The 19121-nt window shown below is 59.9% G+C and carries 20 protein-coding genes; 13 read left to right on the plus strand and 7 right to left on the minus strand.

Annotation, left to right across the window (positions count from 1 at the left end; translation table 11 throughout):
- Positions 1-34 precede the first annotated feature (34 nt).
- On the minus strand, positions 35-1075 hold the full coding sequence (locus BFP99_RS08835; RefSeq protein WP_065924311.1) for an NADP(H)-dependent aldo-keto reductase: 1041 nt from the start codon (positions 1073-1075) through the stop codon (positions 35-37).
- Between the two features lie 248 nt (positions 1076-1323).
- Here BFP99_RS08835 and rplM point away from each other — a divergent pair, with 248 nt between their 5' ends.
- The 8 genes from rplM to BFP99_RS08875 all read left to right on the plus strand — a co-directional run bounded on the left by rplM (position 1324) and on the right by BFP99_RS08875 (position 7116).
- On the plus strand, positions 1324-1752 hold the full coding sequence (gene rplM / locus BFP99_RS08840; protein ID WP_003171742.1) for a 50S ribosomal protein L13: 429 nt from the start codon (positions 1324-1326) through the stop codon (positions 1750-1752).
- 14 nt (positions 1753-1766) lie between these two features.
- The gene (gene rpsI, locus BFP99_RS08845; protein WP_003171743.1) at positions 1767-2159 is read left to right on the plus strand and encodes a 30S ribosomal protein S9; all 393 of its coding nucleotides are present in this window, start codon (positions 1767-1769) and stop codon (positions 2157-2159) included.
- 266 nt (positions 2160-2425) lie between these two features.
- Positions 2426-3019, plus strand: coding sequence for a ubiquinol-cytochrome c reductase iron-sulfur subunit (gene petA, locus BFP99_RS08850; protein WP_027604843.1), 594 nt, complete (start codon positions 2426-2428; stop codon positions 3017-3019).
- A complete protein-coding gene (locus BFP99_RS08855; RefSeq protein ID WP_003171746.1) occupies positions 3019-4230 on the plus strand; it encodes a cytochrome b in 1212 nt (403 codons plus the stop codon). The genes petA and BFP99_RS08855 overlap by 1 nt, the downstream gene beginning before the upstream one ends.
- The gene (locus BFP99_RS08860; protein ID WP_027604842.1) at positions 4230-5009 is read left to right on the plus strand and encodes a cytochrome c1; all 780 of its coding nucleotides are present in this window, start codon (positions 4230-4232) and stop codon (positions 5007-5009) included. Before BFP99_RS08855 ends, BFP99_RS08860 begins: the two co-directional genes overlap by 1 nt.
- Positions 5010-5157: 148 nt before the next feature.
- Entirely contained in the window at positions 5158-5775 is a 618-nt protein-coding gene (locus BFP99_RS08865) for a glutathione S-transferase N-terminal domain-containing protein (protein ID WP_027604841.1), read from the plus strand.
- A gap of 17 nt (positions 5776-5792) precedes the next feature.
- A complete protein-coding gene (locus BFP99_RS08870) occupies positions 5793-6212 on the plus strand; it encodes a ClpXP protease specificity-enhancing factor (protein ID WP_065924310.1) in 420 nt (139 codons plus the stop codon).
- A 157-nt stretch (positions 6213-6369) separates the two neighbouring features.
- The gene (locus BFP99_RS08875) at positions 6370-7116 is read left to right on the plus strand and encodes a FadR/GntR family transcriptional regulator (RefSeq protein WP_027604839.1); all 747 of its coding nucleotides are present in this window, start codon (positions 6370-6372) and stop codon (positions 7114-7116) included.
- Between the two features lie 36 nt (positions 7117-7152).
- On the opposite strand, the gene BFP99_RS08880 is transcribed toward BFP99_RS08875, so the two are convergent.
- Both BFP99_RS08880 and BFP99_RS08885 read right to left on the minus strand, forming a co-directional pair.
- On the minus strand, positions 7153-7395 hold the full coding sequence (locus tag BFP99_RS08880) for a hypothetical protein (protein ID WP_065924309.1): 243 nt from the start codon (positions 7393-7395) through the stop codon (positions 7153-7155).
- 275 nt (positions 7396-7670) lie between these two features.
- Positions 7671-8825, minus strand: coding sequence for a phospholipase (locus BFP99_RS08885; protein WP_065947111.1), 1155 nt, complete (start codon positions 8823-8825; stop codon positions 7671-7673).
- A 242-nt stretch (positions 8826-9067) separates the two neighbouring features.
- Here BFP99_RS08885 and kdgD point away from each other — a divergent pair, with 242 nt between their 5' ends.
- From kdgD to BFP99_RS08910, 5 genes are all read left to right on the plus strand, one after another.
- Positions 9068-9979 carry a 5-dehydro-4-deoxyglucarate dehydratase gene (kdgD, locus tag BFP99_RS08890; RefSeq protein WP_027604837.1) on the plus strand — a complete coding sequence of 304 codons (912 nt, stop codon included), beginning with the start codon at positions 9068-9070 and terminating at the stop codon, positions 9977-9979.
- 54 nt (positions 9980-10033) lie between these two features.
- Positions 10034-11479 (plus strand): aldehyde dehydrogenase family protein, encoded by a 1446-nt coding sequence (locus BFP99_RS08895; RefSeq protein WP_027604836.1) that lies wholly within the window; start codon positions 10034-10036, stop codon positions 11477-11479.
- Between the two features lie 99 nt (positions 11480-11578).
- A complete protein-coding gene (locus BFP99_RS08900) occupies positions 11579-12943 on the plus strand; it encodes an MFS transporter (protein ID WP_027604835.1) in 1365 nt (454 codons plus the stop codon).
- A gap of 11 nt (positions 12944-12954) precedes the next feature.
- Complete coding sequence (garD, locus tag BFP99_RS08905; protein ID WP_065924307.1) at positions 12955-14508, plus strand: galactarate dehydratase; 1554 nt, start codon at positions 12955-12957, stop codon at positions 14506-14508.
- Between the two features lie 214 nt (positions 14509-14722).
- Positions 14723-15664, plus strand: a complete 942-nt coding sequence (locus BFP99_RS08910; RefSeq protein ID WP_027604833.1) for an AEC family transporter — start codon at positions 14723-14725, stop codon at positions 15662-15664.
- Here the strand turns inward: BFP99_RS08910 and BFP99_RS08915 are convergent.
- From BFP99_RS08915 to gatB, 4 genes are all read right to left on the minus strand, one after another.
- Positions 15661-16041: a carboxymuconolactone decarboxylase family protein gene (locus BFP99_RS08915; RefSeq protein ID WP_065924306.1), complete on the minus strand. Its 381-nt coding sequence runs from the start codon at positions 16039-16041 to the stop codon at positions 15661-15663. The two genes, BFP99_RS08910 and BFP99_RS08915, sit on opposite strands and share 4 nt — an antisense overlap.
- Entirely contained in the window at positions 16038-17084 is a 1047-nt protein-coding gene (locus BFP99_RS08920) for a calcium/sodium antiporter (RefSeq protein ID WP_065924305.1), read from the minus strand. The genes BFP99_RS08915 and BFP99_RS08920 overlap by 4 nt, the downstream gene beginning before the upstream one ends.
- Positions 17085-17142: 58 nt before the next feature.
- On the minus strand, positions 17143-17514 hold the full coding sequence (locus tag BFP99_RS08925) for a septal ring lytic transglycosylase RlpA family protein (protein WP_065924304.1): 372 nt from the start codon (positions 17512-17514) through the stop codon (positions 17143-17145).
- A 159-nt stretch (positions 17515-17673) separates the two neighbouring features.
- Complete coding sequence (gene gatB, locus BFP99_RS08930; RefSeq protein ID WP_065924303.1) at positions 17674-19119, minus strand: Asp-tRNA(Asn)/Glu-tRNA(Gln) amidotransferase subunit GatB; 1446 nt, start codon at positions 19117-19119, stop codon at positions 17674-17676.
- Positions 19120-19121 lie beyond the last annotated feature (2 nt).

Below are 19121 nucleotides of genomic sequence, written 5' to 3' on the forward strand. Positions count from 1 at the left end.
GGGGGCAGGCCCCCGATAGCGCTCTACAGATCAATCAAGGCGCAGGATTCGGATGATCCTTCTGAATCGCCTCAATCCCTTCCAGTACTTCCTTCGACAGCTTCAGATCAGCACTGGCGATGTTGCTGTCCAGTTGCTCCAGGTTCGTGGCGCCAATAATGTTGCTGGTCACGAACGGCTGTTGTGTCACAAACGCCAATGCCATCTGCGCCGGATCCAGGCCATGCTCCCGCGCCAGTGCCACATAACGGCTGCACGCCGCCTCCGACTGCGGGTTGAAGTAGCGGCTGAAGCGGCTGTACTCGGTCAGGCGCGCCTTGGCCGGGCGTGCGCCACCTTCGTACTTGCCACTGAGCATGCCGAACGCCAGGGGCGAGTAAGCCAGCAGGCCGCATTGCTCACGGATGGCCACTTCGGCCAAGCCCACTTCAAAGCTGCGGTTGAGCAGGTTGTAGGGGTTCTGGATCGATACCGCGCGGGTCCAGCCACGGGCTTCGGCCAGGGCCAGGAATTTCATGGTGCCCCACGGGGTTTCATTGGACAGGCCGATATGGCGGATCTTACCGGCCTTGACCTGCTCGTCCAGGGCTTCGAGGGTTTCCTCCAGCGGGGTGAGGTCGTCTTCGTCCTTGTGCTTGTAGCTCAGTTGGCCGAAGAAGTTGGTGCTGCGCTCCGGCCAGTGCAACTGGTAGAGGTCGATCCAGTCGGTTTGCAGGCGCTTGAGACTGGCGTCCAGTGCCTCGACGATGTGCTTGCGGTTGTGGCGCAGGTGGCCATCGCGGATGTAGTCGATAGTGTTGCCGGGGCCGGCGATCTTGCTGGCGAGGATCCAGTCGCCGCGGTCGCCGCGGCTTTTGAAGTAATTGCCGATATAGCGTTCGGTGGTGGCATAGGTGTCGGCCTTGGGCGGCACCGGGTACATTTCCGCGGTATCGAGGAAGTTGATCCCCGCCGCCTTGGCCCGTTCGATCTGCGCGAAGGCCTCTGCCTCGCTGTTCTGCTCGCCCCACGTCATGGTGCCCAGGGCTATCGCGCTCACGTTCAGATCCGTACGGCCCAGCTGTCGATAATCCATCGGGTACTCCTTCAGGGAAAACAATCATAAAAGCAGGTTGAATTTTTTTTCGCAATCTGCATAATTGCCCACCTCTTTCTGCAGTGGAAGTGATGCGCCGCCTGCCGAAGAATCTTGCCGTTGAACGGACGCGCCGACCCGAGCCCCCGATAGCGTCTGTATCCGGCTGCCTTTGACTTGTCAAAGTAAGCACTATTCAGTAAGATCCGCCGTCTAATTTACAGGGCGGCCCCTGAGGCTATTAAAGAATGACAACTTTTACTGCAAAACCGGAAACAGTTCAGCGCGACTGGTTTGTCGTCGACGCCGCTGGTCAGACCCTGGGTCGTCTGGCCACTGAAGTCGCCAGCCGTCTGCGTGGCAAGCACAAGCCTGAGTACACCCCTCACGTTGACACCGGTGACTACATCGTGATCATCAACGCTGAGCAGGTACGTGTTACCGGCAACAAAGCGCAAGACAAAATGTACTACCGTCACTCCGGTTTCCCAGGCGGTATCAAGTCTTCCAACTTTGAAGGCCTGATCTCCAAGAAGCCTGAAGCCCCGATCGAAATCGCGGTCAAAGGCATGCTGCCGAAGGGCCCACTGGGTCGCGATATGTTTCGCAAGCTGAAAGTCTATGCGGGCGCTGTACACCCTCATGCTGCTCAGCAGCCCCAAGAACTGAAGTTTTAACGGAATAGTTCATTATGTCGGCGACTCAAAATTACGGCACTGGCCGTCGCAAAACCGCAACCGCACGCGTTTTCCTGCGTCCGGGCACTGGTAACATCTCGATCAACAACCGCACTCTGGACAACTTCTTCGGTCGCGAAACTGCCCGCATGGTAGTTCGTCAGCCGCTGGAATTGACCGAGACTGTTGAAAAGTTCGACATCTACGTCACCGTTATCGGTGGCGGTGTAAGTGGTCAAGCTGGCGCAATCCGCCACGGTATCACTCGCGCTCTGATGCAGTACGACGAAACCCTGCGTGGCGCTCTGCGCAAAGCTGGCTTCGTGACTCGTGATGCCCGTGAAGTTGAACGTAAGAAAGTCGGTCTGCGTAAAGCGCGTAAGCGTCCGCAGTACTCGAAGCGTTAATTCGCTTTACGTTCCACAAAAACGCCCAGCCTCCTTACGGAGCTGGGCGTTTTTTATTGCCTGCGATTTATGCACATTTTTCACCGTGACAACTTGCCACATCCGTAGACCCCCTATACTACAAGGCCTGGAGGCGGAGCCCCGGGCAATTCCCTTGTCAGACGTGGGGCTTTTCATTACCATTCGGCAAAATTTTTATAAGTTCAGATTTAATACTTAGTAGACGCCTGATTTAACAGGCCAAAAAGCTGATGGGAGAGGACTGAATGAGCAATGACGGCGTGAATGCAGGCCGGCGTCGCTTCTTGGTAGCAGCCACATCCGTGGTGGGTGCTGCAGGAGCGGTGGGGGCTGCGGTCCCGTTCGTGGGGTCATGGTTTCCCAGTGCCAAGGCGAAAGCCGCAGGTGCACCGGTGAAGGTGAATATCAGCAAGATCGAACCAGGCCAGCAGATGATTGCTGAGTGGCGCGGCCAGCCGGTATTCATTGTTCGTCGTACGGAGGAAATCCTGGGAAATCTGAAAAAGATCGAAGGCCAGCTGTCTGACCCCAAATCTGAGAAATCCGACCAACCCGCCTACGCCAAAAACGAAGCACGTTCGATCAAGCCAGAGATTCTGCTGCTGGTCGGCCTGTGTACCCACTTGGGATGCTCACCCACCTTCCGCCCGGAAGTTGCCCCAGTCGATCTGGGTAAAGACTGGGTCGGTGGTTATTTCTGCCCCTGCCACGGCTCCCACTACGATCTGGCGGGTCGCGTCTACAAGTCCCAGCCCGCTCCCTTGAACCTGCCCGTGCCTCCGCATACCTACGAAACTGACGACCTCATTGTCATTGGCCTCGATAAGGAGAACGCGTGATGAGCAAGTTCATGGATTGGGTCGATGCACGCTTCCCCGCTACTAAAATGTGGGAAGACCATCTCAGCAAGTATTACGCCCCGAAGAACTTCAACTTCTTCTACTTCTTTGGCTCCCTGGCACTGCTGGTGCTGGTCAACCAGATCGTCACCGGTGTCTGGCTGACGATGAGCTACACCCCGTCGGCGGAGGAGGCGTTTGCTTCCGTCGAATACATCATGCGTGACGTCGAGTACGGCTCGATCCTGCGCCTGCTGCACTCCACCGGCGCTTCAGCGTTCTTTATCGTGGTCTACCTGCACATGTTCCGTGGCTTGCTCTACGGTTCGTACCAGAAGCCCCGCGAGCTGGTGTGGGTGTTCGGCATGCTGATCTACCTGGCGCTGATGGCGGAAGCCTTCATGGGCTACCTGCTGCCATGGGGCCAGATGTCGTACTGGGGCGCCCAGGTGATCATCTCGCTGTTCGGTGCCATTCCGGTCATCGGCAACGACCTGACCCAGTGGATCCGTGGTGACTACCTGATCTCCGGTATCACCCTGAACCGCTTCTTCGCCCTGCACGTCGTGGCGCTGCCGATTGTGATCCTGGGCCTGGTGGTGCTGCACATCCTGGCGCTGCACGAAGTGGGTTCCAACAACCCGGACGGCGTTGACATCAAGAAGCACAAGGACGAGAACGGCATCCCGCTGGATGGCATCCCGTTCCACCCGTACTACACCGTGAAAGACATTGTCGGCGTGGTCGTGTTCCTCTTCGTGTTCTGCTCGATCGTGTTCTTTTTCCCGGAGATGGGTGGTTATTTCCTCGAGAAGCCGAACTTCGAACAGGCGAACGCCTTCAAGACACCTGAGCACATTGCCCCGGTCTGGTACTTCACGCCGTTCTACGCGATCTTGCGGGCGATCCCCGACAAACTCATGGGCGTCATCGCCATGGGCGCGGCCATTGCGGTGCTGTTCGTGTTGCCGTGGCTCGACCGAAGCCCGGTCAAGTCCATGCGCTACAAAGGCTGGCTGAGCAAAATCTGGCTGTGGGTGTTCTGCATAGCATTCGTGATTCTGGGCGTGTTGGGCGTATTGGCGCCGACCCCTGAGCGTACGCTGCTGTCGCAGGTCTGCACCTTCCTGTACTTCGCCTACTTCATTCTGATGCCGTTCTACACCCGGCTCGAGAAGACCAAACCGGTTCCGGAAAGGGTGACTGGCTGATGAAAAAATTATTCGTTGCATTGATGCTTGCGGCGCTGCCGCTACTGTCCTTCGCTGCCGAACACGGCGGCCCGGAACTGGAAAAAGTCGATATCGACGTGTCTGACAAGGCGGCTATGCAAGACGGCGCGCGTACGTTCGCCAACTACTGCATGGGCTGCCACAGCGCCAAGTTCCAGCGTTACGAGCGGGTGGCCGATGACCTCGGTATCCCCCATGAAATGATGCTGGAGAAGCTGGTGTTCACCGGTGCCAAGATCGGCGACCACATGAATATCGGCATGAAGCCTGCCGACGCCAAGACCTGGTTCGGCGCAGCGCCGCCTGACTTGACGCTGGTGGCACGTGTACGCGGCACCGACTGGCTCTACGGCTACCTGAAATCCTTCTACGAGGACCCGGCGCGCCCTTATGGCGTGAACAACCGTGTGTTCCCGAACGTCGGCATGCCTAACGTTCTGGTCGGCCTGCAAGGCAAGCAAGTGGTAGGATGCAAGCAGGTTCAGGTCGTCGAAGACGGCAAGAAGCAATATGATCCGTTGACCGGGACGCCTTTGACTCATGAAGCGTGCGATCAACTGAAGATAGAAACCCCTGGTTCGTTGACTGACGAGCAGTTTGACGAGAAGGTCAAGAATCTTGTGACCTTCTTGGCCTATTCGGCCAACCCCGTCAAACTGCAACACCAGCGCATCGGGACGTATGTCTTGCTGTACCTGGCTTTCTTCTTCGTATTCGCTTATCTGCTTAAACGCGAATACTGGAAGGATGTGCATTGATCCAACCGTAAGCAATTGCTGTTAATCTTGCGCGCCCAGCGGCATCTCTAACCCGTAGCGACCTGGACTTTCCAGAGGCTGCAGAGATGCTTTCTGGGCGCGCTCGTTTTTGAGCTTTCCATAATTTCAACAAGCGAGGAGGACCGCCATGGGCGTGACCAATCGGTTGGCCTGTTACTCCGACCCCGCCGACCACTATTCCCACCGAGTACGCATCGTACTCGCAGAGAAGGGTGTCAGCGCCGAGATCATCAGTGTGGAGGTGGGTCGTCATCCGCCGAAACTGATCGAAGTGAACCCTTACGGCAGCTTGCCCACCCTGGTCGATCGTGACCTGGCGTTGTGGGAGTCAACCGTGGTGATGGAATATCTGGATGAGCGTTACCCGCATCCGCCTTTGCTGCCGGTGTATCCGGTGGCCCGTGCCAACAGCCGCCTGCTGATCCATCGGATCCAGCGAGATTGGTGCGGGCTGGTGGATTTGATCCTGGATACCCGCAGCAAAGAAGCCGCTCGGGTGCAGGCGCGCAAGGAATTGCGCGAGAGCCTGACCGGTGTTTCGCCGTTGTTCGCTGATAAACCTTTTTTCCTCAGTGAGGAACAAAGCTTGGTGGATTGCTGCCTATTACCCATACTCTGGCGCTTGCCGATTCTGGGCATTGAACTGCCACGGCCGGCCAAGCCGTTGCTTGATTACATGGAGCGCCAGTTTGCGCGTGAGGCTTTCCAGGCAAGTCTGTCTGGTGTCGAACGCGATATGCGCTAAGGCTTAAGGAGCCGTTGATGAACTCCAGTCGACCTTACCTGGTCCGCGCGCTCTATGAGTGGATTGTGGATAACGATTGCACCCCGCACATGCTGGTCAATTCCGAGTTTCCTGCGGTTCAGGTACCGCAGGGGTTTGCCAGTGACGGGCAGATTGTGTTGAACGTATCACCCAGTGCCGTGCGCCACCTGCACATGGACAATGAAGCGGTCAGCTTCGAAGGGCGTTTCGGCGGTGTGCCGCACACGCTGTACGTGCCGATTGGCGCTATCCTCGGCATCTATGCCCGGGAGAACGGCCAAGGCATGGTGTTCGATCTGGAGTCGCCTTTCGAGGACGACGAAGTGATTGAAGAGGAAGACGGCGATGATGTGCCGCCACCGGATAGCGAGCCACCGCGTCCAAGCGGTCGGCCGAGTCTGAAAGTGGTGAAGTAAGCGGCGTTCGCCTTCGGGTGCGCTGGAAAAATGCCTCGATCCGTATCGAGGCATTTTTTTGCACGCAGGATATGAGTGAAAGTCGCGACTGAACGGTGATCGTACAACCACCATGGGCTATGATGCCTCTTTACCCAACCGAGATAGATGACTCCAAATGGAAAACGCCAGCACCGCCCCTCGTCTTCCCCGCAAGCGCCGCAGCCTTGCCCAGGAATTGGTCACGGTGTTGTCCGAGCAGATCCGCGACGGCCAACTCAAGCGTGGCGACAAGCTGCCCACCGAATCGGCGATCATGGACGCCCATGGCGTCAGCCGCACCGTGGTCCGCGAAGCCATCTCCCGCTTGCAGGCGGCGGGGCAGGTGGAAACCCGTCATGGTATCGGCACCTTTGTGCTCGACACGCCGAGCCCGAGCGGCTTTCGAATCGACCCGGCTACGGTAGTCACTTTGCGTGACGTGCTGGCGATTCTCGAACTGCGTATCAGCCTGGAAGTGGAATCCGCCGGGCTGGCCGCACTGCGCCGTAGCGATGAACAGCTGGCCGCCATGCGCGCGGCCCTCGATGCCCTGAATGAAAGCGCGGCGCACGCCGGTGATGCAGTGGCCTCGGACTTCGCATTCCACCTGGAAATTGCGTTGTCCACCGGCAACCGCTACTTCACCGACATCATGACCCACCTGGGCACCAGCATCATCCCGCGTACGCGCCTGAACTCGGCACGCCTGGCCCATGATGACCACCAGCACTACATGGGGCGCCTGAGCCGCGAACACGAAGAAATTTATGAGGCGATTGCCCGCCAGGATTCGGATGCGGCGAGGGCGGCGATGCGCTTGCACCTGACCAATAGCCGTGAGCGGCTGCGCCATGCTCATGAAGAGGCTGAAAGGGCAGGCTGATCGTCAGCAGGTGGCTTATGTGCCGTTCAGCGTTTTCTATGACGTTTGCATTGATTGGATGTAGGACGCTAACGAGTCCAGTGTCGCTTTCTTCGCCACGTCATCAGGAAGGTTCAACTGAAGCGCCTTCACGGACGTGTCAATCACACGACGCCTTTCGTTCTCGTCAGCAATCAGCTCGGCCAAAGGCATATCGGGATCAAAGTCTTGATCTTTATTGTCCCGATGGGCTTCGAAACTGGAGGCCAGTAGGCCGAAAATTTCATCAGTGGTTTTCATGACGCACCTCTCTCATCAACCTTAGTAAAAGAAGCAAAAATCAAGCACAGACCGGAGCTGGCGCAACGTTAGGGTCCTTGATATTCAGTCGCATTGATTTTCCTGGGGGCCGTTCCCTTGTCGGCCTATGGTGCGGTGGCCTGACGCTTCAGGCATCAGGAGTGCTGCAACAAATCGCCTCAGGAGCCAATTTCTAAGCCCCCTGAGGTGTGTTATCCGCCCTTGATGAACGGTACATAACTGTTAGAACTCACAGTATCGACAGGCGGTACCGCTCAAGCCGGCGTATTCGGCTTGTAATCCTTGAGCAACAAATACGTACTCCACCCCCACCAATCATTGGTCCAGTGCTTGTCGTTGAGGTCATTCACGTCCTTGCGACGCAGCACCTTGTCTCCCTCCATCTTGAACAGCGGCGAAAAGTTATTCGCCGGGTTCTGCGCGGCATTCAGATCCGGCACATACAGCGGTGCCTTGAAGTTGGCCGGGGAGGGCGCAACGCCACTGATGAAGGTTTCGAAGATCTCATCAGCGGATGCCTGAACGGCGCGTTTGACCTGTGCCCGATTGGCTGCGTCGATACTGTCGAAATAGCGTTTGTCGCCATAGGCATGCCACTCGTCACCCATGGCATTGCGCACCTTGAGCCCGAACTTGCTGTCTTCATCGTGCATGAAGCGGCTGATCAGCGAGCCCAGTTCGCCCGGAGTGACGACCGCCGCCAGCTGTTTGCGCGGCACGCGCAGGTGGCCGGCAGAAAATAGATCGGTCAAGAAGTGATCGGCAAAGCCGTTCATGGCGTAGGCCAGTTCCAATGCCTGATCGGTACCGGTCTGGTGGGCCACTACAGCCTGTTGCAAGGCGGCTGTATGCCCCGCCAGGTAGGCCGCCATCGCCCATTCGCCGAAGTGGTCGGCGTTGTCCGCCGCCAGCTTCAGGTAGCGTCCAAGTGGGATCAATGCCGACACCGCGCTGCCGCCACCGGTGATGCGGTTCCATTCCTCGGACAATGTATCAGCCAGGGCATCATAGGCTTCATGGGCTTGCTTGCCATCCTTGATCGCCTGGTTGACCGCGTTGATCTCTTTTTGCATCACCGCCAGGATCTTCGGCGCTTCGTCCCGCGCGGCTGGCAGCACGGCCAGTGAGTTGAACGCGGCGCTGAAGCGTTGCACACGATCGGCAGGTGAGGTGCCCTCGTTGATAGGCTGGCCGGGGATGCCATAAAAGTCACCGCCCAGGGCGATCACTTGGCCGTAGGTCAGTGCCAGCCCGTTGGGCAGGTGCAGTTCGACTTGCCGCGCGGGGATTGCCGGGGCGTCCTTGCTGAAGCGCAACAACGTATCGTCGCCGATGGCGGTGTGTTCACCGCCTTCGAAGCGCAGGGTAGGCGGTTTTTTTTGGGGTGCCGCAAGTTCAGGGCCTGACATGTTAGCTCCTTGCTATGTCGTAGGAATCTTCCTTGATGACTGTATGTATATACAGTCATGCCGAGCATAGAGGAATAATTTCCTACGTCAAGAACACCGCTGCCCAAGCCTTTCAACTCCCTCAAGTGCACAACGCCGATGAATTGCAGTTGACGAAATTATTTATAGTTGTACGATGACGTACGACATCAACAAAACCAACAACCTTTCAATAGAAAGTCTTCGCCCAGGGTGTTCGAATAATGAATCCACAAGAACTGAAGTCCATCCTCTCCCACGGTCTGCTGTCTTTCCCGGTGACCGATTTCAACGCCCAGGGTGACTTCCACCAGGCGGGCTACATCAAGCGCCTGGAATGGCTGGCCCCCTACGGCGCCACTGCTTTGTTCGCAGCGGGCGGCACAGGTGAGTTTTTCTCCCTCGCCGCCAGCGAATATTCCCAAGTGATCAAGACCGCCGTTGATACCTGCGCTACCAGCGTGCCGATCCTCGCCGGTGTCGGTGGTTCGACCCGCCAGGCCATCGAGTACGCGCAAGAAGCCGAGCGCCTGGGCGCCAAAGGCCTGCTGCTGCTGCCGCACTACCTCACCGAAGCCAGCCAGGATGGCGTTGCCGCCCACGTTGAAGCGGTGTGCAAATCGGTCAAGATCGGTGTGGTGGTCTACAACCGCAACGTGTGCCGCCTGACCGCTCCGCTGCTGGAACGTCTGGCCGAGCGCTGCCCGAACCTGATCGGCTACAAGGATGGCCTGGGTGACATCGAGTTGATGGTGTCGATCCGCCGCCGTCTGGGCGATCGTTTCAGCTACCTCGGCGGCCTGCCGACCGCAGAGGTCTACGCCGCTGCCTACAAGGCCCTGGGCGTACCGGTGTACTCCTCGGCGGTGTTCAACTTCATCCCGAAAACCGCGATGGATTTCTACCACGCCATTGCCAAGGACGATCACGCCACCGTCGCCAAGATCATCGACGACTTCTTCCTGCCGTACCTGGACATCCGTAACCGCAAGGCCGGTTATGCCGTGAGCATCGTCAAGGCGGGTGCAAAAATCGTCGGCTATGACGCAGGCCCTGTGCGCACGCCGCTGACCGATCTGCTGCCGGAAGAATACGAAGCCCTGGCCGCGCTGATCGACAAGCAAGGTCCGCAATAAATTATCCACAAGGCCGCTGAGCAATCAGCGGCCTTTTGCGTCAGGAGAAGATTCGTGTCCCAAGTAAAGCGTTTTGAGAACTACATCAACGGTGAATGGGTTGCCGGCGCCGACTACTGCGTCAACCTCAACCCGTCGGAGTTGTCCGATGTCATTGGTGAATACGCCAAGGCCGACGTCACCCAGGTCAACGCCGCCATCGACGCCGCCCGTGCCGCATTCCCGGCCTGGTCCACTTCCGGGATCCAGGCTCGCCACGATGCCCTGGATAAAGTCGGCAGCGAAATCCTCGCCCGTCGCGAAGAACTCGGCACCCTGTTGGCCCGTGAAGAAGGCAAGACCCTGCCGGAAGCCATCGGCGAAGTGACCCGCGCCGGTAACATCTTCAAGTTCTTCGCCGGTGAATGCCTGCGGTTGTCCGGCGACTACGTGCCGTCGGTACGCCCGGGCGTCAACGTGGAAGTCACCCGTGAAGCCCTCGGTGTGGTCGGCCTGATCACCCCGTGGAACTTCCCGATCGCCATTCCCGCCTGGAAAATCGCCCCGGCCCTGGCCTACGGCAACTGTGTGGTGATCAAGCCGGCTGAACTGGTACCGGGCTGCGCCTGGGCCCTGGCGGAGATCATCTCCCGGGCCGGTTTCCCTGCCGGTGTGTTCAACCTGGTAATGGGCAGCGGCCGTGTGGTGGGCGATGTGCTGGTCAACAGCCCGAAAGTCGACGGCATCAGCTTCACCGGCTCCGTCGGTGTGGGTCGCCAGATCGCTGTCAGCTGCGTATCGCGCCAAGCCAAAGTGCAGTTGGAAATGGGCGGTAAGAACCCGCAGATCATTCTCGACGACGCCGATCTCAAGCAGGCCGTCGAGTTGTCGGTACAGAGCGCGTTCTACTCCACCGGCCAGCGTTGCACGGCGTCCAGCCGCCTGATCGTCACCGCCGGTATCCACGACCAGTTCGTCGCGGCCATGGCCGAGCGCATGAAGTCGATCAAGGTCGGCCACGCGCTGAAAAGCGGCACCGACATCGGCCCGGTGGTTTCCCAGGCTCAACTGGACCAGGACATGAAGTACATCGACATCGGCCAAAGCGAAGGCGCGCGACTGGTGAGCGGTGGCGGCCTGGTCACCTGCGACACCGAAGGCTACTACCTGGCGCCAACGCTGTTTGCCGACAGCGAAGCCGCCATGCGTATCAGCCGTGAAGAGATCTTCGGCCCAGTCGCCAACGTCGTGCGCGTGGCGGACTACGAGGCGGCACTGGCCATGGCCAACGACACCGAGTTCGGTTTGTCGGCGGGCATTGCCACCACGTCGTTGAAGTACGCCAACCACTTCAAGCGCCACTCCCAGGCGGGGATGGTGATGGTCAACCTGCCGACCGCAGGTGTGGATTACCACGTTCCATTCGGTGGCCGTAAAGGCTCGTCCTATGGCTCGCGGGAGCAAGGTCGCTATGCCCAGGAGTTCTACACCGTGGTGAAAACCAGCTACATCGGTTCGTAATACGCAACACCCAGTGGGGGCCGGAGGCCTGCCGGTCCCCACGACAAAAAACAGAAAACCATTACCCGCAAAAAAAATAATTAGTGGGAGTACTTCTACATGCAAGCGACCAAGCCGACCCATGTCCGCTATTTGATCCTGCTCATGCTGTTCCTGGTGACCACGATCAACTATGCCGACCGGGCCACCATTGCAATCGCGGGCTCCAGCCTGCAAAAAGACCTCGGCATCGACGCGGTCACCCTCGGTTATATCTTCTCCGCATTCGGTTGGGCCTACGTGGCCGGGCAAATCCCCGGCGGCTGGCTGCTGGACCGATTCGGCTCGAAAAAAGTCTATGCCCTGAGCATCTTCACCTGGTCACTGTTCACCGTGCTGCAAGGCTATGTCGGTGAGTTCGGTGTCTCCACCGCAGTGGTTGCGCTGTTCATGCTGCGCTTCATGGTGGGCCTGGCCGAGGCGCCGTCCTTCCCGGGCAACGCGCGCATTGTTGCCGCCTGGTTCCCGACCGCCGAGCGCGGTACGGCCTCGGCGATCTTCAATTCGGCGCAGTACTTCGCCACGGTGTTGTTCGCGCCGCTGATGGGCTGGATCGTCTACCGCTTCGGCTGGCAGCACGTGTTTATCGTGATGGGCGTGATCGGCATCGTGTTCTCGCTGATCTGGCTGAAAGTTATCCACAGCCCGCGCCAGCACCCGATGATCAACGAAGCCGAGCTCAATCACATCGCCGCCAATGGCGCGATGGTCGATATGGATCAGGACAAGGGCAAGGGTAAGAAAACCGACGGTCCGAAGTGGGATTACATCCGTCAGTTGCTGACCAACCGCATGATGCTTGGCGTGTACCTGGGCCAGTACTGCATCAACGGCATCACCTACTTCTTCCTGACCTGGTTCCCGGTGTACCTGGTGCAGGATCGCGGCATGACCATCCTCAAGGCCGGTTTCATCGCCTCGTTGCCGGCGATCTGCGGGTTTATCGGTGGCGTGCTGGGCGGGGTGATTTCCGACTACCTGCTGCGCAAAGGCCATTCGCTGACGTTCGCCCGCAAGGCGCCGATCATTGCCGGTCTGCTGGTCTCCAGCAGCATCATCGCGTGCAACTATGTAGACGTTGAATGGATGGTGGTGGGCTTCATGGCCTTGGCCTTCTTCGGCAAGGGCGTCGGCGCACTGGGTTGGGCGGTCGTGTCCGACACCTCGCCGAAACAAATCGCCGGTCTCAGTGGCGGCTTGTTCAACACCTTCGGTAACCTCGCGTCGATCACCACGCCGATTGTCATCGGCTACATCATCAGCACCACCGGCTCGTTCAAGTGGGCCCTGGTGTTTGTCGGCGCCAACGCGCTGGTGGCGGTGTTCAGCTATCTGGTCATCGTCGGCCCGATCAAGCGTGTAGTACTCAAAGAGCCGCCAAGCAAGGGGCCTGAGTTGACCAACCTAACCGAAGCGCATTCCTGAGAGGCCCCGTGATGCAGTTGATTGAACATGCCGACTCGCCGCGCTCCATCCGCCTGCACGAGCGCGACAACGTAGTGATCGTGGTCAACGACCAGGGCGTACCGGCCGGGACCGAGTTCCCGGACGGCCTGGTGACCGTGGATTTCATCCCCCAGAGCCACAAAGTGACTCTGGAAGACATCCCCGAAGGCGGTCAGATTATTCGCTACGGACAGACCATCGGTTACGCCCTGGCGCCGATTCCGCGCGGCAGTTGGGTCCAGGAAGATCAACTGCGCATGCCCACCGCGCCACCGCTGGACAGCTTGCCGCTGTCCACCGAGGTGCCTGAAGCCCAGGCACCGTTGGAGGGGTTTACCTTCGAGGGCTATCGCAACGCCGACGGTACCGTGGGCACGCGCAATATCCTCGGCATCACCACCACGGTGCAGTGTGTGACGGGCGTGCTGGACCATGCGGTCAAGCGCATCAAGGACGAATTGCTGCCCAAGTACCCTCACGTCGATGACGTGGTGGCGCTGACCCACAGCTACGGCTGCGGGGTAGCGATCACCGCGACGGATGCCTACATCCCGATCCGTACCGTGCGTAACCTGGCGCGCAACCCGAACCTGGGCGGCGAAGCCCTGGTGATCAGCCTGGGCTGCGAGAAATTGCAGGCCGGGCAGGTGATGCACGACAACGACAGCTCCGTCGACCTCAGCGAGCCGTGGCTGTATCGGTTGCAGGATTCCAGCCATGGCTTTACCGAGATGATCGAGCAGATCATGGACTTGGCCGAAGTGCGCCTGAAGAAGCTCGACCAGCGTCGCCGGGAAACCGTGCCGGCGTCCGAGTTGATCCTGGGCATGCAGTGCGGCGGCAGTGATGCGTTTTCCGGCATCACCGCCAACCCGGCGCTGGGCTATGCCTCGGATTTGTTGCTGCGGGCCGGGGCGACGGTGATGTTTTCCGAAGTCACCGAAGTGCGGGATGCCATTTACCTGCTGACTTCGCGCGCAGAGACGAAGGAAGTTGCCGAAGAGTTGGTCAGGGAAATGGACTGGTACGACCGTTACCTGGCCAAGGGTGAAGCGGATCGCAGTGCCAACACCACGCCAGGAAACAAGAAGGGCGGGCTGTCGAACATTGTCGAGAAGTCCCTGGGCTCCATCGTCAAGTCCGGCAGCAGCGCGATCAACGGCGTGCTGGGCCCGGGCGAGCGCTTCAAGAGCAAGGGCCTGATCTTCTGCGCGACACCGGCCAGTGATTTTGTCTGCGGCACCCTGCAACTGGCGGCGGGGATGAACCTGCATGTGTTCACCACCGGGCGTGGTACCCCTTACGGGCTGGCGATGGCCCCGGTGGTGAAGGTCTCGACGCGTACGGAGCTGGCGCAGCGCTGGCCGGACCTCATCGATATCGACGCCGGGCGCATTGCCACCGGGCGCGCGACCATCGAGGAGTTGGGCTGGGAGTTGTTCCACTTCTACCTGGACGTGGCCAGCGGTAAGAAGCAGACCTGGGCGGAACATCACAAGCTGCATAACGACATCACCTTGTTCAACCCGGCGCCGATTACCTGATTGTGGTGAGCGGGCTTGCCCCGCGCTGGGTGGCGAAGCCGCCCTAAACTCAGGACTTTCAACTCTAACTGAAGGAACTCAGTGCCTGAGATGGGGCGGCTTCGCCACCCAGCGCGGGGCAAGCCCGCTCACTACAGGGATCTGGACCAGACTAACCGGGTTGTAGTGGCTTATCATTAGCCACCTGACGACGCTCACCAAGGTTCTCCCCGGCATGCTGGCTATTTTCCTCACCACCCTCACCATCACTGCGCCGGTATTCGCCATGCTGTTCCTGGGTGTGCTGCTCAAGCGCATCAACTGGATCAACGACAACTTTATCCACACGGCTTCGTCCCTGGTGTTCAACGTCACCATGCCGGCGCTGCTGTTCCTCGGCATCCTCCACGCCGACCTGCACTCGGCGCTCAAGCCGGGGTTGCTGATCTATTTTGCCGTCGCCACGCTGCTGAGCTTTGCCCTGGCCTGGGGCTGGGCGATTTTTCGCTGCAAGCGTGAAGACCGAGGCATCTACACCCAGGGCGCGTTTCGCGGCAATAACGGAGTGATCGGCCTGGCCCTGGCGGCCAGCATGTACGGCGACTACGGCATTTCCCTCGGCGCGATCCTCGCGGCGCTGGTGATCCTGTTCTACAACACCCTGTCGACCATTGTGCTGGCGGTGTACAGCCCGGTGATCAAGTCCGACCCGTGGAGCATCTGCAAAAGTGTGGTAGCCAATCCGCTGATCATCAGCGTGATCGTGGCGGCGCCGTTCGCGTATTTTCAGATTGGCCTGCCGGGCTGGCTGGAAAAATCCATGCAGTACCTGGCGGACACCACCTTGCCGCTGGCATTGATCTGCATTGGCGGCACCCTGTCCCTGGCGGCGCTGCGCAAGAGCGGCAATATGGCGCTGAGCGCGAGCTTGATGAAGATGGTCTGGCTGCCGGTGGTCGCGACCCTGGGCGCGTGGCTGCTGGGCTTTCGCGGGCCGGAGTTGGGGATCCTGTTCCTGTACTTCGGTGCGCCGACCGCCGCGGCGAGCTTCGTGATGGCCAGGGCGGCCGAGGGCAATCATGAACTGGCGGCGGCGATTATCGTGATCACCACGCTGATGGCGGCAGTGACCACGAATATCGGGATTTTCGTGTTGCAGGCGGGTGGCTGGATCTAGCCTTCTTTCTGATAGGTGTCGATGACTTCCTGCGCCGCCCGAAACGCATCAATCGCCGCCGGTACGCCGGCATACACCGCGCAATGCAGCAGCGCTTCGCGAATTTCCTCCACAGTACAGCCGTTGTTCAACGCGCCACGCACGTGGCCCTTGAGCTCCTGGGGGCACTTGAGTGCGGTGAGGGCGGCCAGGGTGATCAGGCTGCGCGTCTTCAGTGGCAAGCCTTCGCGGGTCCACACGCTGCCCCAGGCATGTTCGTTGACGAAGTCCTGCAGCGGCTGGGTGAATTCGGTGGCGTTGCCCAGGGCGCGGTCGACGAACACATCGCCCATCACCTGGCGACGCATTTCAACCCCGGGCTTTTTCTGATCGGTCATTGCGATTCCCTCTTGTGTTGGCGGCGCCAGGCTCGCAGCGTGCTGAACAACAGGAAAGCCACCAGCACTGGCAGGACGTAATACAGCATCAGTTGTTCAAGCTTGTTGGCCAGGGGCATGCCGGTGGTGAACGACATCACGTGCAGCCCATACGCCAGGTACAGGCCCAGCAGTACCAGGCCTTCGGCGCGGGTGACGCGGTAGCCGGTATAAAACACCGGCAGGCACAGCACCACCACGCCGAGCATCACCGGCAGGTCAAAGTCCAGGGCGTTGGGCGACACCGACAGCGGCGAAGGCGCGAGCAACGCGGTCAGCCCCAATACGCCCAGCAGGTTGAACAGGTTGCTGCCGATCACGTTGCCCACGGCAATTTCCCGCTGGCCGCGCAGGGCGGCAATCAGTGAGGTGGCCAGGCAGGGCAGTGACGTGCCGACGCCGATCAGCGTAAGGCCGATGATGCGCTCCGACAGGCCCAGGTCAGCCGCCACATCCACCGCCGCGCCGAGCAGCAAGTGCCCGGCCAGCACGAGGATCAACAACCCGCCGAGCATCTGCAGCACACTGCTCAGCCAGGGCGCCCGGGCGACGGTATCCAGGGTGCGCGGGCGGCGCGAATGGCGGGTCTGGTAATGCAGCACGCCGAGGTAGGCCAGCAGGGCAATCAGCAGCAGCAGGCCATCGACCGGCGTCAGTTCTTCATTGGCCGCCAGGGTAAACACCAGCAGTCCGGCGAGGATCATCACCGGAATATCCAGGCGCACCAGCTGCCGCGAGACGCGCAGGGGGATGATCAGCGCCGACAGGCCCAGGGTCACGAGGATGTTGAAGATGCTGCTGCCGATCACGCTGCCCACGGCAATGTCGGTATTGCCGGCCAGGGTGGCCTGCAGGCTGACGGTCATCTGGGGCGCGCTGCTGCCGAAGGCGACGACCGTAAGACCGATGATCAGCGGCCGCACCTTGAGGCTGGCGGCCAGGCGCACGGCGGCGCGCACCAGGATCTCGGCGCCGAGGATCAGCAGCACCAGGCCGCTGACCAGTTCGAGCAGGCTCCAGGGCGAGAGGGCGGTTAATCCGAAAATGGCCAGGGCTCCGTCTTCAATTGCTCAGGGCTTGCACGCGAACCCGCGCAGTGCCGCTGCCCAGCATACCCAGTTGCTCGGCCGCCTTGCGTGATAGATCGATCAAGCGCCCACGGGTATGCGGGCCGCGATCGTTGATGCGGACCACGACGGATTTGTCGTTGTCGAGATTGGTGACCTTGACCTGGGTGCCGAAGGGCAGTCGCCGGTGGGCGGCGGTCAGGGCGTTCTGGTTGAAGGGTTCACCGCTGGCGGTTTTCTTGCCATGGTGCCTGGCGCCGTAATAAGAGGCGGTGCCGGTTTCGTCGTAGCCGTTGGGGTCGATGAGGCCGCTGGCGCAGCCGGCCAGCAGTGAGAATAGAGCCCATAGGCCTAATAGACGCTTCATTATCAAGGTGCCCCCATCACAAATGTGGGAGGGGGCTTGCCCCCGATAGCGGTGATTCAGTCAAAACAGCAGTGACTGACACTCTGCTATCGGGGGCAAGCCCCCTCCCACAGGGAGTCCGAGTCAGGCATGAAGTCTCGCCCGGACCATTCATCGCAATCAGCCTTCGAGCTTGCTTTTCAGCAGTTCGTTCACCTGTTGCGGGTTGGCCTTGCCTTTGGAGGCTTTCATCGCCTGGCCGACAAAGAAACCGAACATCTTGCCGCGCTTGGCTTCGTCTGCCGCACGGTACTGTTCGACCTGCTCGGCGTTGGCCGCCAGCATTTCATCCAGCACGGCCGAGATGGCGCCGCTGTCGGTGACTTGCTTGAGACCGCGTTTCTCGATGATCTCGTCGGCGCTGCCTTCACCGCTGGCCATGGCTTCGAACACGGTCTTGGCGATTTTGCCGGAGATGGTGTTGTCCTTGATGCGCAGCAGCATGCCGCCCAATTGCTCGGCCGACACCGGTGCTTCGTCGATCTCCAGGCCCTGTTTGTTCAGCAGGCTGCCCAGCTCGACCATCACCCAGTTGGCCGCCAGCTTGGCGTCACCGGCAATGCTCACGACCTTTTCGAAGTAGTCGGCTTGCTCACGGCTCGAAGCCAGCACGCTGGCATCGTAGATCGACAGGCCGAACTGCGCCTGGAAGCGCTCGCGTTTTTGCGGCGGCAACTCCGGCAGGGTGGCGCGGATGTCATTGAGGAACGAATCCTCAAGCACCACCGGTAACAGGTCCGGATCGGGGAAGTAACGGTAGTCGTTGGCTTCCTCTTTGCTGCGCATGGCGCGGGTTTCGTCTTTGTTCGGGTCGTACAGGCGCGTTTGCTGGATCACCTTGCCGCCGTCCTCGATCAATTCGATCTGGCGCCGCACTTCGGTGTTGATCGCTTTCTCGATAAAGCGGAACGAGTTGACGTTCTTGATCTCGCAGCGAGTGCCGTACTCGGCCTGGCCTTTTGGCCGCACCGACACGTTGCAGTCGCAACGCAGCGAGCCTTCGGCCATGTTGCCGTCACAGATGCCCAGGTAACGCACCAGCGCGTGGATGGTCTTGACGTAGGCCACGGCTTCCTTGGCGCTGCGCATGTCCGGCTCGGACACGATCTCCAGCAGCGGGGTGCCGGCACGGTTCAGGTCGATACCGGTGGCACCGTTGAACTCTTCGTGCAGGCTCTTGCCGGCGTCTTCTTCCAGGTGCGCACGGGTGACGCCGACACGCTTGATGGTGCCGTCTTCCAGCGGGATGTCCAGGTAGCCCTTGCCGACGATCGGCAATTCCATCTGGCTGATCTGGTAGCCCTTGGGCAGGTCCGGGTAGAAGTAGTTCTTGCGCGCGAACACGTTGTGCTGGCCGATCTCGGCGTCAATCGCCAGGCCGAACATCACCGCCATGCGCACGGCTTCCTGGTTCAGCACCGGCAGTACGCCAGGCATGCCCAGGTCTACCAGGCTGGCCTGGGTGTTGGGCTCGGAGCCGAACGTGGTGGCGCTACCGGAGAAAATCTTCGATTGGGTGGCGAGCTGGGTATGAATCTCCAGCCCGATCACAACTTCCCATTGCATAG

The organism is Pseudomonas sp. 1 R 17 (assembly GCF_900067035.1).
Taxonomy (GTDB): Bacteria; Pseudomonadota; Gammaproteobacteria; order Pseudomonadales; family Pseudomonadaceae; genus Aquipseudomonas; species Aquipseudomonas marginalis.

What these genes read in the sequence shown, in the direction of transcription:
- BFP99_RS08885 (WP_065947111.1), bottom strand. Translation starts at nt 8,825, where the DNA reads ATGTCAGGCCCTGAACTTGCGGCACCCCAAAAAAAACCGCCTACCCTG.
- BFP99_RS08900 (WP_027604835.1), top strand. Translation starts at nt 11,579, where the DNA reads ATGCAAGCGACCAAGCCGACCCATGTCCGCTATTTGATCCTGCTCATG.
- BFP99_RS08925 (WP_065924304.1), bottom strand. Translation starts at nt 17,514, where the DNA reads ATGAAGCGTCTATTAGGCCTATGGGCTCTATTCTCACTGCTGGCCGGC.
- BFP99_RS08910 (WP_027604833.1), top strand. Translation starts at nt 14,723, where the DNA reads ATGCTGGCTATTTTCCTCACCACCCTCACCATCACTGCGCCGGTATTC.
- BFP99_RS08875 (WP_027604839.1), top strand. Translation starts at nt 6,370, where the DNA reads ATGGAAAACGCCAGCACCGCCCCTCGTCTTCCCCGCAAGCGCCGCAGC.
- BFP99_RS08865 (WP_027604841.1), top strand. Translation starts at nt 5,158, where the DNA reads ATGGGCGTGACCAATCGGTTGGCCTGTTACTCCGACCCCGCCGACCAC.
- rpsI (WP_003171743.1), top strand. Translation starts at nt 1,767, where the DNA reads ATGTCGGCGACTCAAAATTACGGCACTGGCCGTCGCAAAACCGCAACC.
- BFP99_RS08870 (WP_065924310.1), top strand. Translation starts at nt 5,793, where the DNA reads ATGAACTCCAGTCGACCTTACCTGGTCCGCGCGCTCTATGAGTGGATT.
- BFP99_RS08855 (WP_003171746.1), top strand. Translation starts at nt 3,019, where the DNA reads ATGAGCAAGTTCATGGATTGGGTCGATGCACGCTTCCCCGCTACTAAA.
- BFP99_RS08860 (WP_027604842.1), top strand. Translation starts at nt 4,230, where the DNA reads ATGAAAAAATTATTCGTTGCATTGATGCTTGCGGCGCTGCCGCTACTG.
- BFP99_RS08915 (WP_065924306.1), bottom strand. Translation starts at nt 16,041, where the DNA reads ATGACCGATCAGAAAAAGCCCGGGGTTGAAATGCGTCGCCAGGTGATG.
- BFP99_RS08835 (WP_065924311.1), bottom strand. Translation starts at nt 1,075, where the DNA reads ATGGATTATCGACAGCTGGGCCGTACGGATCTGAACGTGAGCGCGATA.
- BFP99_RS08880 (WP_065924309.1), bottom strand. Translation starts at nt 7,395, where the DNA reads ATGAAAACCACTGATGAAATTTTCGGCCTACTGGCCTCCAGTTTCGAA.
- rplM (WP_003171742.1), top strand. Translation starts at nt 1,324, where the DNA reads ATGACAACTTTTACTGCAAAACCGGAAACAGTTCAGCGCGACTGGTTT.
- gatB (WP_065924303.1), bottom strand. Translation starts at nt 19,119, where the DNA reads ATGCAATGGGAAGTTGTGATCGGGCTGGAGATTCATACCCAGCTCGCC.
- garD (WP_065924307.1), top strand. Translation starts at nt 12,955, where the DNA reads ATGCAGTTGATTGAACATGCCGACTCGCCGCGCTCCATCCGCCTGCAC.
- kdgD (WP_027604837.1), top strand. Translation starts at nt 9,068, where the DNA reads ATGAATCCACAAGAACTGAAGTCCATCCTCTCCCACGGTCTGCTGTCT.
- petA (WP_027604843.1), top strand. Translation starts at nt 2,426, where the DNA reads ATGAGCAATGACGGCGTGAATGCAGGCCGGCGTCGCTTCTTGGTAGCA.